The 15324-nt window shown below is 61.1% G+C and carries 11 protein-coding genes; 5 read left to right on the forward strand and 6 right to left on the reverse strand.

Features of this window, described 5'->3' with window-relative positions:
- Positions 1 to 550 precede the first annotated feature (550 nt).
- Entirely contained in the window at positions 551 to 2470 is a 1920-nt protein-coding gene (locus AC1RTA_RS15335) for a DUF262 domain-containing protein (RefSeq protein WP_492785222.1), read from the reverse strand.
- 464 nt (positions 2471 to 2934) lie between these two features.
- Here AC1RTA_RS15335 and AC1RTA_RS15340 point away from each other — a divergent pair, with 464 nt between their 5' ends.
- The 3 genes from AC1RTA_RS15340 (at position 2935) to AC1RTA_RS15350 (ending at position 5492) form a co-directional block, all read left to right on the forward strand.
- Entirely contained in the window at positions 2935 to 3075 is a 141-nt protein-coding gene (locus AC1RTA_RS15340; RefSeq protein WP_492785223.1) for a hypothetical protein, read from the forward strand.
- Positions 3076 to 3126: 51 nt separating this feature from the next.
- Complete coding sequence (locus AC1RTA_RS15345; protein WP_492785224.1) at positions 3127 to 3822, forward strand: helix-turn-helix domain-containing protein; 696 nt, start codon at positions 3127 to 3129, stop codon at positions 3820 to 3822.
- A gap of 788 nt (positions 3823 to 4610) precedes the next feature.
- On the forward strand, positions 4611 to 5492 hold the full coding sequence (locus AC1RTA_RS15350) for a DUF817 domain-containing protein (protein WP_492785225.1): 882 nt from the start codon (positions 4611 to 4613) through the stop codon (positions 5490 to 5492).
- A 92-nt stretch (positions 5493 to 5584) separates the two neighbouring features.
- Here AC1RTA_RS15350 and AC1RTA_RS15355 read toward each other — a convergent pair whose 3' ends face one another.
- From AC1RTA_RS15355 to AC1RTA_RS15370, 4 genes are all read right to left on the reverse strand, one after another.
- A complete protein-coding gene (locus AC1RTA_RS15355; protein WP_014237776.1) occupies positions 5585 to 5869 on the reverse strand; it encodes a hypothetical protein in 285 nt (94 codons plus the stop codon).
- A gap of 111 nt (positions 5870 to 5980) precedes the next feature.
- Positions 5981 to 7099 (reverse strand): acyltransferase family protein, encoded by a 1119-nt coding sequence (locus tag AC1RTA_RS15360; RefSeq protein ID WP_492785226.1) that lies wholly within the window; start codon positions 7097 to 7099, stop codon positions 5981 to 5983.
- A 136-nt stretch (positions 7100 to 7235) separates the two neighbouring features.
- A complete protein-coding gene (gene cphA / locus AC1RTA_RS15365) occupies positions 7236 to 9821 on the reverse strand; it encodes a cyanophycin synthetase (protein ID WP_014237778.1) in 2586 nt (861 codons plus the stop codon).
- Between the two features lie 76 nt (positions 9822 to 9897).
- Positions 9898 to 12066: a cyanophycin synthetase gene (locus AC1RTA_RS15370; protein WP_492785227.1), complete on the reverse strand. Its 2169-nt coding sequence runs from the start codon at positions 12064 to 12066 to the stop codon at positions 9898 to 9900.
- 234 nt (positions 12067 to 12300) lie between these two features.
- On the opposite strand from AC1RTA_RS15370, the gene AC1RTA_RS15375 reads away from it, so the two are divergent.
- Positions 12301 to 14574, forward strand: coding sequence for a cyanophycin metabolism-associated ABC transporter (locus AC1RTA_RS15375; protein WP_130458585.1), 2274 nt, complete (start codon positions 12301 to 12303; stop codon positions 14572 to 14574).
- Between the two features lie 5 nt (positions 14575 to 14579).
- Positions 14580 to 15050: a cyanophycin metabolism-associated DUF1854 family protein gene (locus AC1RTA_RS15380; protein ID WP_014237781.1), complete on the forward strand. Its 471-nt coding sequence runs from the start codon at positions 14580 to 14582 to the stop codon at positions 15048 to 15050.
- Between the two features lie 78 nt (positions 15051 to 15128).
- On the opposite strand, the gene AC1RTA_RS15385 is transcribed toward AC1RTA_RS15380, so the two are convergent.
- On the reverse strand, positions 15129 to 15324 hold a 196-nt coding region (locus AC1RTA_RS15385; RefSeq protein ID WP_492785228.1), incomplete at its 5' end, for a hypothetical protein.

Below are 15324 nucleotides of genomic sequence, written 5' to 3' on the forward strand. Positions count from 1 at the left end.
GGGTTGGGGTGATATTGCGCTTGGCCTTAGCAGCGGGTTTATCAGCAGTGGATGACGCGGCGGCCTTGGTTGTGTGGCCTTCTGCTTTGCGGGTTCTTTGGATTTTGTGGCACTCAGGCTGGAAAAGCCGATATTGAATTGCCCCCACGGCTGGCGAGAGGTGAGTGTCAGCACCAACTCACGAACGGCCGGGAAAGCTACCGAATGGGCGGCCCGGGTTGCCCAGTCTGCGTATTACGATGAAAGGCGCCAATGATTCCAGTCCCAAAACCGCCACCTATTCCGATCGTAACCCCTCCATTCATTCCGATCGCTACCGCCAGAGAATAAAGCTTGCTCACCTCGTGCCAAGTTGAGGTGGTGTATCAAGGCAGATGGGAGCGGGACGAAGTGGTCGCCCAATACGAAGATTGACTGAGTACTGTTCGGCCACAGCCGACCTTGCGAATACTTTCCTTAGCGGTCCGCAGTAGGCCTGCTAACGGCCGCTCGGATCGTCCAGAAGCGAATCTCTAGACATTCGGAATGTCTAGACGGGGCGACTCAAGTCTTACAGCTTAAATATCTTCAATAATTTTTCGGTAATCGCCACGTTCCTTGCCTCAATTTCGGTTGCAGTCCACGTTTTGCTTGATGACAGCGCAACCTCCTTGCCCTTACCTCTCATGCCTGGAACTCTAAACGAGAGGGTGTTTAGAGCCAGCCCGTTTTTATAGCCAATATTGATGGTGTCTCCTGCAATCGTCATCTCATGGCTTGTCTGCTTCGTTGTGAATGGCTTATCCGACAGTTTGGAGTTATATCCCGACAGTGTCAGATTTCCCAAACAATCACCCCATGACTCTTGTATCTCGTTTGCTTTGATCAAATCTCCACCGGTCAGCATATCGACCCATTCCTTGCGCAGGTTCCCTGTTTGAGGAAGCACATGCTCTACCGTCCAGACGAACCTGCCACGTTCGTCCCTTTTCCAGAGATTAGGCGCATATTCGCGCGATGAATATGACTCATCTAGTTTGCAGAGTACGTAGCGCGCCATCCCATCGTTGTATCTCCAGAGGTTGTCTTCGAGATATTCCCTAAAAGCCTCATCATCCGATGGTTTGTCAGTTTTGTTATTGGTAAGATGCGCAATCACAAATGATGCGGTGATCTTCTTCCCTTTGCTGATAACATTTTGGCACGCCTCTATCAGTCCAGAAAAAATGGCGTCCAGTCGATTGGTGCCAGGCTGATCAGTTACGTTCCTGCGTACGAAGTAGCGTGCCAAGTAACCAGCAATTTCGTCCACCGTGACTTCGTTCTCCACCTGCCTATCCTTCTCCGCCGACAAAAAGTACAAGAGACCTTGATAAGCTGGGGCGGCACCAATGCGGTCCAAGTCGATGAGGATTTTCCGCCGCTTTGCTGACAGCTTCGCCTCTTCAGGATTGACGAGCATCTGATATAGCTTTGCACCGTCGACAAGCGCAGTGAGCAGCTTCACAGGGTCGGATTTCGCCAACGATTCATATATTCGAATTATTGTGGAACGTGTTGCACGCGGAATACCTTTGACGTTGATTTCCGGCTTGTGCCGGAACGCATGATAGAAATGACGTAAATAGCGCTCCTGAACCGCTTCATCATCGGTCAGCAAGTCCGTCATTTCTTTCCATTGTTCAAACGCGTCGTCAATAGCACCGTGCGTTTGCTTCTCAATTCTCGCTAGTAGCCCATTCTTAATGATGTCAAGGGCCGACAGCGGTTGACCACGGTTGTTCAGCGCTTCAAAGAGCCGGTAGGCGTCCGATTGGGTCGGGACAGAAATATGAATGAATCGAAGGTTATTGACCTGCTCCACCAACGAACGTAGTTCGTCCATATCCGACGGAAGATGGTCTCTAAAATGTGAGAAACACTTCGCGACGCGGCGGTTGCCCCAGTTGTTGGGATATGGGCTGGACTTAAGTAACCCGCATTGAACCAACACGTATAGGTAGTCTGCGAGATTCTGCGACTGTGTCGATGGACTGAGCCGTGGAAAGAACGCGGCCTTTGTGGATTTCTCTGCCGGTTCATCGTTCGGCGAGAGTTGCTTAATTGGCTTTTCCTTTACCAGCTTCTTGGCAATACCGTTACGCAACAGCAGAAAGTCGCTGTGCACGGTCTCACTATCTTCGTCGGTTGGTCTGGAGTCCTCCAGCTTCTGGTATATAGCACACAACAATAGACTGATCGTCGTCAGTCGCTGCTGACCATCGATAAGCTCAAAGTACTTTTCCTCTCCCGGAGCGGCAGTGTCATTTGTACGTGGGACGCATATGATGGACCCCATGAAGTGATCTGCATCTTCGCCAATATCGCGGATCAAATCGTCCCAGTTGTCTCTACCCCATTTATACGGTCGCTGGTACTTCGGAATGAAGTAGTGCTCCTGATTTCCTTCAATTTGCAGAATCTGTGAAAGCGATTTTTCTGAAGGCGTCATAACTAACTCTCCAATGAGCATGTGTCGCTCAATCTACGTGACAGGTTATCCTATTCCTGTTGCAAGTATGCATAATCAAATCGCGTTCTTGCTCCAGCTACAGGAAAAGACAGGGGCCGGAGCCGGCATCATGACCGGTGCTCGCTGCATCGCACGGGTGACCCCAACCCCATCCTTGGACTGCTCCCGGAGTAGTTGCCACTCTCCAATCAGTTGAAAAGTTCGCAAGCTACCGCTGCATTAAATCGAGTGTAATCTCGAGCCAGTTGCAAAAGAGTTCTTCTTGCGAGTCCTTCCATCAGCATGCTCACCTTCATGGTTGTTCCCCCGCACCTTCTGATTGAGTTAGCTACGATTTTTTGTGATATCTAGGATTATCATTAAACTATCATCATAATATCAATGGCATAAATTGTTGGCGTCGGCACAATGAGAACTCCTTAATCAACTCGTAGGAGTTTGAAATGTCGAACCATCAAGCAGATATTGTGAACAAGAACAAAGGCACCCCGGGCACCAATAAAACTTACGATCAGGCTCAGGGAAATCGAGGGAAGCTGATTCAGCAACAACAACAGAAGCAGCCGGCAGTTAAGAAAAAGTAATTGCCTTGGCGGCACTGGTAGGCGGGGCAACCCGCCTTCGAGCATGGACCAATGGACGAAAAGAAAAAATATCGCTACACCAAGCAGCTGATCAATATGGCAATACGCGACGGCTGGACGCAAAAGGAGATTGCCGATGCCTGCAGGACCCAGCAATCGGTAGTTAGTAGTTGGAAGAACGGTTCCGCACTGGCAAAGGAAAGTCAGTTGCAGAAATTGCTGGAGGAATACGGTCCCAGACTACGTAGGCGAGCCTTCAAGATTTACCACTCGCTGAAAAAAAATGATCAGGGCGAATATCGCGTTCACATGATCAAGGTTGAAGGGGAGGCGATCCTCTCGTTTCCATATCGAAATAAAGAGTTCTGTACGAAATGCCACTCTTTAGTATCGAATCCTCTCTCTTCATGCCGCTGCGCAACAAAAGTCCGAAAAATCCTGCCCACGAGACGGTTGGTAGTGCACTCGATGGGTAAGGGAGAGTTCTGTTTGGTCAGCCAACTCCGTCTCATTAAAGATGAATGCCTGATGCAGTTCCCGGAGACCAATATTTTTGCAAGTAGTGTTGTCGGCCGGTTCGGTGCCACGGCCCTGTTGGCCTACATCGACGACATGTGGAAACAAGATACGGATGCCGATGAAATCACTCAAACCGAAAACCTGATGCTCCAGATGTTGGCCAGGAAGGCGTTGCTGGAGCATGGCTATCCTGTAGAAGGGATTGAAGAACATACCGCCGCTTGGTAGTCTCCTGCTACCAACCCACCAAGGCGTTACGGCCACGCCAAGGTCGATCGCAAAAGATCATGAATGATCGTCGGGTTTCCTCGGGTTCGCCCCAGCCTTGCAGATTAGCCCTTTGCTACTGCGATGCTTTGCAGGAAATCATCTGGTGAGCTAACCGCCTGCTGACACGGTCAGCTAGCCTGCAGCGGCAGTATGCTGCAGGCGAAAAGCGCTCAGCTTCAATAGGGAATGGGGCGGGACGAGAGCCGGGCCACCTTGAAGAAGGTCGCCCGGCTTTCACTTTGGCTGCTTTTGGCCAACTAGCTGAGTGGCCGGTTTTGGCCGGGGGCGGTTTTGGCACGATCAGGATACCGAACAGAAGTTCGCAGTTCAGCAGGTGAAGTGAGAGGTGCGTCGAGTGTCGTGTATCTGGCGACTAGGAATGCCGTAATCGCGTCAATATTCGTCGGTGTTCCTTCACCGAGCTTTAGGCAGAGGAGAATGCCGCGCGTCAGTTCGCCGTGAGGTAGCTTTAGTCGAAGATCATGACTTTTTATCGTCGGGATCAACGAGATATCTACAGACACCTCATGAAGGCTCAGTGTCTGGTCGATCGACGCCAGTAGTTCTTTCAGAGGCAAGATTTCATCTGCGAGCCGTTGGCATTTCGATAGCAGAGATTCAATCTTTTCTATTTCACCGGCTACTCGGGCGCGCCGGTCAATCAGCCATTTCAGGGAGGATGGTAGTCTAGGCATCGGCCTATTAGACCGATACCTAGATTAAATACCTAGTGCACGAACGACATAATGGCGCATCCGGTGACCGCCGTCATGCCCCTTTACGCCACCTTGCGCCGCCTCGACCTGCACCTGGAAAACCGGCAGGAACGCCCCGCCCTGAGCGGCTGGCGGCGTTTTGTGGCGGAATTCTGGTGGTTCGGCATCAAGGAAGCCCGGGCCTGCATCTTCGCCGGACTGTTCTTTCTCGCCCTCTTCGTCGTGCCGCGGGGGGGCTGGCTGGGCATCGCCCGCTACGACCTGCTCCTGCTGATCGCCCTGGCCTTGCAGGCATGGCTGCTGTGGCGGCGCATTGAAACCTGGGATGAAGCCCGGACCATCCTGCTCTTCCACCTGGCAGGATTCGCCCTAGAGGTCTTCAAAGTATCCGCTCCCATCGCCTCCTGGAGCTACCCGGACCCCGCCTTGACCAAGGTGCTGGGCGTACCACTGTTCTCCGGCTTCATGTACGCAGCTGTCGGCAGCTATGTCATGCAGGCGTGGCGTATCCTCCATCTGCGCATCGAACGCCACCCGCCTTACTGGATGAGCGGCGGCCTGGCCCTGCTGCTCTATCTCAACCTGTTTACCCACCACTTCATCGGCGACTACCGCTGGTATCTGGCCGCCCTCGCTCTGGGGCTTTACGCCCGCAGCAGCATCGTTTTCACCCCCCTGGACCGGGAGCGGTCCATGCCTTTCCTGCTCGGCTTCATCCTGGTGGGCTTTTTCATCTGGCTGGCAGAGAACATGGGCACCTTTCTCGGCGTCTGGCGCTATCCCAACCAGTTGGGTGCCTGGGCCACCGTGCATCTGGGCAAATGGTCATCCTGGACCATGCTGGCCCTGATGAGTTTTTCCCTGATCAGCGGCCTCAAGCAGGTCAAAGCCCGAATTCAGATTTCGCCCTAGCCATTCCTGTCGGGATGGCCGACAAAAAAATACCCGCCTCAAGGACGGGTATTTTTGGGAATCTTTGGTGGCCCGTTACCTGGGCGGCCAGCTTAGTGGCGGGGGCGCAGGCTGGCTTCGAACGCGGCTTCGTACTGCTCGGGAAACTGGTAGGCGCTGAAGGCATTGCGCACCACATCCAGATTCTGGCTGGCGCCCTGATCTTCAAAGCGGATACCGATGGAACGGCCATTGTTGGCCAGGGTCATGAAAGCGTAACGCCAGCTTTGGGCTTCGGCCAGGCGCTCGCGCAGTTCATCTTCGCGGGTGATGGTGATTCCGGCCCGTTTCAGGGAATCCAGGAATTCTTCGAAGGATTCGTTGCTCAGACTGCCCATTTGATACTCTCCTTTGAATGACCGGGACAATTTCTTGCCCCATGAGGCCAATAACGCAGGAGAGATTTAATCGGTTGACTTAAAGTTTCACTTTAATTGCCAGGCCCGGAATCAGGCCTTGGCGGTGCGCCGCCACAGGGTTTGCAGCATTCCGGAGAGGTTCCACTGGCGGCTTTCCACATAAAAATGGAAGGCCGTGCCCGCCACGATGCTGCCCAGCCAGGCCAGGACCATGCCCGTCAGTTGCAGGGCAGGCTCCGCCGGGACGAAGCGGTCAAAAGCGCCATTGACCAGCAGGCAGACCGGGAAATGCACCAGGAAAACGGAATAGGAAACCCGGGAGAGGAAGGTGATGGCAGTCTGGCCCGGCAAACCCAGGGGCCAGCGTTCCATCCAGCCGCTGCGCCGGGCCAGGCCCAGGGCCAGGGCAGCGCACAGGGCCACGGCGATGCGCAGGCGGAAATCCAGGAACAGGGCCACCAGGGCCACCGAGGCGATGATGGCCAGCCAGACGGGGGACTGCCCCCGCTCGGAAGCCCAGTAGGCCATGACGCCCATGCCGTAGGCGCCGAAGAAATAGACGGCCCAGACATCCCAGCTGGCATCTCGGTTGAAATGGAACAGGGAAGCCAGCACCAGGGAAAACACCAGGATCATGCCCAGGCTGTGCACGCCGCGGCTGCGACCGCCGGCCATGGCGGGAATGCGTTCCCGGCCCCAGCGCCCCAGCCAGAGCAGGCCGACCAGCAGGGCGAAGAGCTGGAAATCGATGGCGATATACCAGACCCCGGCGGAGAGGGCATCGAAATCCAGGATGTTGTGCAGCAGGAAGGCGTGGGCCAGCACCTGCAGGGCCATGGGCTTGTCCGGGATGGAGTCGTGATCCATCCACAGGCGGGCCACATGGGCACAGACGACGGCGATGGCCATGGCGGCCAGGAACGGCGGCACCAGACGCAGGTAACGCCGCACCAGCATATTGACCGGCTGCCGCGTCAGCAGTTGGCCCTGGGGCGCCAGGGCGCGAATGGCGAGAAAGCCGCCCACCACCAGGAACACCTGGACGGCGATGCGGGCATATTCACTGAGCCAGCCGATGAGGCCGGGAACCAGCTCCTGGGCGGCGTCGGACATGGGGCCGTAGAAGGCCAGGTGGTGCAGAACGATCAGTTGGGAAGCAAACGCCTTGAGGACGTCGATGAATACCAGGCGGGATGGTCCGGAGGACATGGCAGCTTGAGCAGGGGGTCGCCATCGCCGCGGGCGATGGTGACACGGATTCCAGGTTGTAAATTGCGGTTGAGAGAACGGCCCGGGGACAACGTCCGGGGCCCGCCGTCAGGCAAACCCCGGAATTGTAGCAAAATCAAGCCTCTTTGACGCGCTTGGCAATATGCTCCAGGGCTTCATCCACCTGATCCACCAGGATCAGGCACAGGTCGCCCGGGCTCAGCCGGGCCAGGGCCGTGTCGATGGCCAGGAACTCGCCCCGCACCTCCTCCACGTTCCGGGTGCGGCTGGCGCCCTGCAGGCCTTCCCGCAACAGGCCCAGCACTTCACCGTCGGCGCGGCCGCGTTGGCAGGCATCCTGGTACAGGATGACCTCGTCGAAGGCACCGCCGAGGATGCGGGTCTGCTGGCGGATATCCTCGTCGCGGCGGTCGCCGGCACCGCTGATGACCACGGAACGGCGCTTGGCCGTCATGGTGGCGATGGCGTTGGTCAGGGCCTGGATGGCATCCGGATTGTGGCCGTAGTCGGCGATCAGGGTGGCACCCTTGTAGTCGAACAGGTTGAAACGGCCGGGAGCGGTGGAGGCGTCGCTGACGAAGGTGGCCAGGCCCTGGCGGATCACCTCCCAGGAGATGCCGATGGCCCAGGCGGCACCGGTGGCCGCCATGACGTTTTCCACCTGGAAGCCGATGCTGCCGTTGCGGGTCAGGGGCACGCCGGAGAGGGGGATGCGATGGACCACGGTGGAACCTTCGGCGGCCACGATGTCGCCGCCTTCCACATAGAGGCCGCGACGGCCCTGGGCGAACTGGGTGGCCATCACCGGATGGTGCGGATCGGCGGCGAAGAAGGTGACGCTGCCCGGGCAGGACTCGGCCATGCGGGCGACGATGGGGTCGGTGGCATTGAGCACGGCGGTGCCGTTGTTGGCCACGTTCTCGACGATGACCCGCTTCACCACCGCCAGGTCTTCCACGGTATTGATGTAGGCCAGGCCCAGGTGGTCGCCCATGCCGATATTGGTGACCACGGCCACGTTGCAGCGGTCGAACCCCAGACCCTCGCGCAACACGCCGCCCCGGGCGGTTTCCAGCACGGCCGCATCCACGTCCGGGTGCAGCAGGACGTTGCGGGCGCTCTTCGGACCGGAGCAGTCGCCGGTGTCGATGCGCTTGCCCTGGATATAGACGCCGTCGGTGCCGGTCATGCCGGTGCGCTGGCCATTGCAGGTGAACAGGTGGGAAATCAGGCGCACCGTGGTGGTCTTGCCGTTGGTGCCGGCCACGGCCACCACCGGGATGCGACCGTCGTCGCCGTCCGGATACATGGTGGAGATGACCGCCTCGCCCACCGCCCGGCCCTTGCCGAAGGAAGGCTGCAGGTGCATGCGCAGGCCGGGGGCCGCATTGACCTCGACGATGCCGCCGCCCTGCTCTTCCAGGGGGCGCTGCACGGTCTCGCACACCACGTCCACACCGCAGATGTCCAGGCCCACCATCTGGGCCGCGGCCACGGCCTTGGCCGCCAGTTCGGGATGGACGTCGTCGGTAACGTCGGTGGCCGAGCCGCCGGTGGAAAGGTTGGCGTTGTTGCGCAGTGGCACCCGGGCGCCACGGGGCGGCACCGAGTCGGCGTTGTAGTTCTGCCGGGCCAGGGTGGCCAGGGCGATTTCGTCGAAGCGGATCTTGGTCAGGGAGGTGGCATGACCCTCGCCCCGGCGCGGGTCCGCATTCACCTGGTCCACCAGCTGGCGGATGGTATGCACGCCGTCGCCGATGACCTGGGGCGGATCGCGGCGGGCGGCCGCCACCAGCTGCTTGCCCACCACCAGGACGCGGAAGTCCTGGCCGGGCAGGTAGCGTTCCACCATCACATCATCGCGGAATTCGGAAGCCACATCGAAGGCCTGGCGGACTTCCGCCTCGCTCTTCAGGTTGACCGCCACGCCCTTGCCCTGGTTACCGTCCCGGGGTTTGACCACTACCGGCAGACCGATTTCCTGGGCGGCCGCCCAGGCATCGTCGGCATCGGCCACGGTCCGGCCCCAGGGCACCGGCACGCCGGCGGCGCGCAGAAGTTCCTTGGTCAGCTCCTTGTCCTGGGCGATGGATTCGGCAATGGCGCTGGTGCAATCCATTTCGGCCGCCTGGATGCGGCGCTGCTTGCTGCCCCAGCCGAACTGCACCAGGCTGCCCTCGGTCAGACGGCGGAAGGGGATGTTGCGGGCAATGGCCGCATCGACGATGGAACCGGTGGAAGGACCGAGGCGCACGTCCTCGTCCAGTTCCCGCAGGCGGGCCAGCACATTGTCCAGGTCGAAGGGCGTGTTCTCCAGGGCCGCCTGGCACAAGGACACGGCCAGGTCGAAGGCCAGGCGCCCGACGGGCTCCTCGGTGTATTCCACCACCACCTGGTAAACCCCGGGGTCCAGGGTTTCGGAAGTGCGGCTGAAGGTCACCGGGCAGCCGGCGGAAGCCTGCAGGCCCAGGGCCGCAAATTGCAGGGCGTGGGCCACGGACGGCAGGGCGGCGGCACCGGCCGGCATGACCAGGCCGATTTCCGGGAAGCGCTCCAGCAGCCGGTCGAGGAAACTTTCCAGCAGGGCGGAAGAGGCGGGGGAAAAGCGCTCGGCCTCGCTACAGGTAACGATGGCTTCGATGGAGGTGTGGCGGCTCCACAGGTTGGGGCCGCGCAGGGCTCGGATGCGGGAGACTTCCATAAAAAATCCTGTTGTGACCGTTTAGTCGGGCCTGCCCGGGAAAGCCCGGGACAGGCGTCTCGTCAGTCGGCAATCATCAAATGGCGGGTGCGGCGTCCAGCACGAAGGTTTCCAGGCCGGCGCGGATCACCTCGGGGGCAATGTCCAGGGCCCGGGCCGTGGCCACGGCGGCCAGCACGTTCTCGGCCTGGAAGGCTTCGCCGCCGGCAGCCATGGGCACCTGGGCCAGGTCCAGCAGCTTGGTTTCCTCCCAGCCCTTGGCCAGGACCACGGCACCTTCCCGCAGCAGCACGGCACGACCGCCCTTGGAGCGGTGCTCGGCCAGTACCGGCAGGCTCGGATCGGCGGCGAAATAGATCACCTCGCCGTCGCACAGCTCGGCCATCTCCACCAGCTGGGGTTCCCGGGCATTGAGCACGGCGACGCCGGTGGGCAGCACCACGTCCACCTGGGTACGCAGGGTGGTGAAGCGCTTCTCCGGGGAGTCCATGTAGTACTTGCTGAGGTCCTCGATGGGCTCGAAATTGGTCAGCACCCCCACCTGGCAACGGTCGTAGGCCAGGCCTTCGGTGACGATGGAAGTGGCGCTGTTCTCGATCACGGCAGCCTGCACCGAACGGTTCATGAGGACGCGACGGGCCGTATCCCACTGGGCCCGGTCCCCGGCTTCCACCAGGCGGCGATCCAGGTACAAACCGGTGCTGCAGGCCAGGCCGGTGTAGTGGCCGGACAATTCGAGCAGGCGGGTGACGACGCGGGCCACGGTGGTCTTGCCCTTGCCGCCGCTGATGCCCACCACGGGGATGCGGCCGCTGTCGCCGTTGGGGAACAGGTGTTCGACGATGGCCTTGCCCACAGGCTGGGGCTCGCCGGCAGCGGGCTTGATGTGCATCAGCAGGCCGGGACCGGCATTGACCTCGACGATGGCGCCGCCCTGGTCGGCCAGGGGTTTGGACACGTCCTCCACCACCAGGTCCACCCCGGCGATGTCCAGACCGACGATGCGGGCCGCCAGGGCCACGGTCTCGGCCGTATCCGGATGCACTTCGGCAGTACAGTCGATGGAGACGTTACCGTTGCGCTGGATCACCACCACCCTGCCTTCAGGCGGCACGCCGTCGGGCTCGAAGCCCTGACGCCGGACCTCCAGGCGGGCGGCGGAATCCAGGCGGACCCGGTTGAGCGGATGATCTTCGCTGTTGCCGCGGCGGGGATCGGAATTCAGTTGCAGCTCGATCAGTTCCAGCACGGTGGATTTGCCGTCCCCCACCACCTGGGCAGTCTCGCCCCGGGAGGCGGCCACCATGCGGCCGCCCACCACCAGCAGGCGATGTTCGTTGCCGGGAATGAAACGTTCGACGATGACTTCGCTGCCTTCGTCCTGGGCCACGCTGAAGGCGGTCTCGATCTCTTCCCGGGTGGTCAGGTTGGTGAACACGCCGCGGCCGTGGTTGCCGTCGCTGGGCTTGACCACCACCGGCAGGCCGATGTCCTCGGCCGCTTCCCAGGCATCTTCCGGTGACTTGACGGTGACGCCCTCGGGGACCGGCACGCCACAGGAGGCCAGCAGGCTCTTGGTCAGGTCCTTGTCCCGGGAGATGCTTTCGGCAATGGCGCTGGTGCGGTCCGTCTCGGCCGTCCAGATGCGGCGCTGGCGGGAACCGTAACCCAGCTGCACCAGGTTGCCGGTGGACAGGCGGATGAAAGGCAGATGCCGGCTCTCGGCGGCTTCCACGATGCAGCCGGTGGAGGGGCCGAGGCAGTAGTCGTCCACCAGCTCCCGCAGGTGGCTCACCGCCGCCGCCACGTCGAAAGGCTTGTCCTCGATCCCGGCCATGACCAGGTCCCGGGCCGCTTCCAGGGCGTAGCGGGTGACCATCTCGTGCCAGGCCGTCACCACCACCTTGTAGACACCGCGGATCGGCACTTCCCGGGCGCGGCCGAAGCCGCCGGGCATGCCGGCCAGGGCCTGCAGCTCCAGGGAGACGTGCTCCATGATGTGGCCGGGCCAGGTCCCCTCTTCCACCCGGCGCAGGAAGCCGCCGCGCTCGTCATAGCTGCAGCGGTGTTCCACCAGGCCGGGCAGCCAGGATGAGAGGCGCTCGTAGAAACCGGGGATGGTGTTGGACGGACAGTCCTCCAGATCGCCGATGTCGATCAGGGCTTCGAGGACGGGGGTGTAGGTCCAGACGTTGGGACCCTTGAGATGGGTAATGCTCAGAAATTTGATTGTCTTGTGGCTCATACCTTGTGCCGGAACCGGGGAACCTGCAGGCTCAGGTCAACTCCTTGGGGAAAACTGCGTTTAGCTTAGCTTCCGCGCAATTTCCGATGTAGCCCAAGAAGGGATCAACCTGGCCCGTTTTTCCGGGGGACTCTCCTTTGTAAGGTAAAATCAACGCGCAACTTTTCTTTTGGTTCACCGGCGGGTGCAAAAATTATTTCACAAAACGTAGAACCCTTACGGGAAATTTCCAAGCTGTCCTCCCAATCCGCATCCCTCACCACCACTCTGGAAGAGCTTCCCGGTGCCTGGCTGACGGAGTTGTCCGCCCTCCTGGGGCCGGACGAAACCATCCTGGCCCACTTGGAACTGGACCTGGACAAGACCCTGCGCTTTGCCCGGGGCCTGGTCCTGGTCACTGACCGCCAGCTCATCGCCCGCAGCGGCGAAGAGCCTGCCTGGCAGGCTTTTCCCTACCGGGCCGGCCTCCACCTGCAGCGTCGGGATCATGCCGGCGTGGCCAGCCTGGAGTTGGTGGACGAGCAGCGACAGCTTGCCCGCTGGCGCCACACCCTGGGCAAGGACACCAACGCCCGCCAGGTGCTGGACCACTTCGAGCAGCAGCGGGATGCCGCCGTCAGCGGCCAGCCCGTGGAAGCCCCGCCCGCCGCCATCTGCGCCCGCTGCGGCGCCCCCCTGGTGCCGGGCCAGGACGACTGCCCGAGCTGCGCCAAGGAGCTGTACACCCCGCCCTCCACCTGGACCCTGTTCCGCCTGTGGCGCTTCGCCCGGCCCTACCGGGGCCAGCTGCTGGCCGGCTTCATCCTGACCCTGATCTCCACCGCCGCCACCCTGGTGGCGCCCTACATGACCATGCCCCTCATGGACGAGGTGCTGATCCCCTACCAGAACGGCCAGCCCCTGGACACCGGCAAGGTCTACTTCTATCTGGGCGGCCTGCTGGGTTCGGCCCTGCTGGCCTGGGGCCTGGGCTGGGCCAAGACCTACATCCTGGCCCTGGTGTCGGAGCGCCTTGGCGCCGACCTGCGCAGCCAGACCTACGAGCACCTGCTCAAGCTGTCCCTGGAATACTTCGGCGGCAAGCGCACCGGCGACCTGATGGCCCGCATCGGCAGCGAGTCGGACCGCATCTGCGTCTTCCTCTCCCTCTACCTGCTGGACTTCTTCACCGACGTGCTGATGATCACCATGACGGCGGTGATCCTGGTCTCCATCAATCCCTGGCTGGCGGCGGTGACCCTCATTCCCCTGCCCTTCATCGTCTGGCTCATCCACGTGGTGCGGGACAAGCTGCGCCACGGCTTCGAGCAGATCGACCGGGTCTGGTCCGGCGTCACCAGCGTGCTGGCCGACACCATCCCGGGCATCCGGGTGGTCAAGGCCTTCGCCCAGGAAAAGCGGGAAACCAGCCGTTTCAAGGACGCCAATCAGCGCAACCTGGAGGCCAATGACCGGGTGAACCGGCTGTGGTCCCTCTTCTCCCCCACCATCACCCTGCTCACGGAAGTGGGCCTGCTCATCGTCTGGGGCCTGGGTATCTGGCTGGTGACCAAGAACCAGGTGACCGTGGGCACCCTGGCCGCCTTCCTGGCCTACATCGGGCGCTTCTACACCCGCCTCGATTCCATGAGCCGCATCGTCTCCCACACCCAGAAGGCAGCTTCCGGCGCCAAGCGCATCTTCGACATCCTGGACCACGTTTCCAGCGTACCGGAACCGGTCAAGCCCCAGCACCTGACCAAGGTGGAAGGCGGCATCACCGTGGAGCGGGTGGGCTTCCGCTACGGCAACCGCACCGTGCTGCGGGGCGTGGACCTGAAGATCAACCCGGGCGAGATGATCGGCCTGGTGGGCCACTCCGGCTCCGGCAAGAGCACCCTGGTGAACCTCATCTGCCGCTTCTACGACGTGGGCGAAGGGGCCATCTGCATCGACGGTGTGGACGTGCGCAACATTCCCGTGTCCGAATACCGCAAGCACATCGGCCTGGTGCTGCAGGAGCCCTTCCTCTTCTTCGGCACCATTGCCGAGAACATCGCCTACGGCAAGCCGGATGCCAGTCGGGAGGAAATCGTCGCCGCCGCCCGGGCCGCCCATGCCCACGAGTTCATCCTGCGCCTGCCCCACGGCTACGACTCCCTGGTGGGCGAACGGGGCCAGGCCCTCTCCGGCGGCGAGCGCCAGCGCATCTCCATCGCCCGGGCCCTGCTCATCGACCCCAAGATCCTGATCCTGGACGAAGCCACCTCCGCCGTGGATACGGAAACCGAACTGGAAATCCAGGGCGCCCTGGACAACCTGATCAAGGGCCGCACCACCATCGCCATCGCCCACCGTCTGTCCACCCTGCGCAAGGCCGACCGGCTGGTGGTCATGGATCGCGGCGTGGTGGTGGAAGAAGGCCAGCACGACGAACTGATCGCCAAGGAAGGCGCCTACTACCGCCTGTACACCGCCCAGACCAAGCAGCTCGACGAGCAGCTGGCCGAGCGTGAGAGCGAGGAATGAACGCCATGACGCCCTGCAATTTCACCCTGATTCGCAATCCCTTCGGCCAGCTGGTGTTTACCGGTGCCGAGGGCGACGTCCACGAAGGCGTGGTGCCGGTGCGCGCCTTCGGCATCACCGCCCCGGACGAGGGCCTGGCCCTGGTCAACGCCCACGGCAAGGAGCTGCTGTGGATCGAGCGCCTGGCCGACCTGCCGGAAGGCCCGCGGCAACTGGTGGTCGAAGAACTGGCCAACCGGGAGTTCATGCCGGTCATCTCCCGCATCGTGCACGTCTCCAGTTTCGCCACCCCCAGTACCTGGGACGTGGAAACGGACCGGGGCAACGCCCGCCTGGTGCTCAAGGGCGAGGACGACATCCGCCGCCTCAACCAGCAGGCCCTGCTCATTTCCGACAGCCACGGCGTGCAGTACCTGATCCGCAACCGCCAGGCCCTGGACAAGCCCAGCCGCAAGTTTCTCGAACGCTTCCTGTAAGAACCTTTGCCACAGAGGGCACAGAGAACACAGAGAGCGAAAACCTGCTGGCTGGAGAGCTAATATTGGCGCCATTCTTCACCACTGCACCGCGAAGAATGGCGTCCCTCCTGCCTCTTCTGGCAGTGTCATTTCCAGCGGCCAGCTGAAATAATCTGAACTCCTGTCGCCTGCGGCGCACCAAGTAACGCCTGCCCGTACCCATGGCGTTACGGCTTTCCCGCTTTTACTCTGTGCCTCTGTGGCAATAAAAGATTCCCCCATGCCCCATCCC

This window comes from Azospira sp. MPR-E4 (assembly GCF_058809645.1).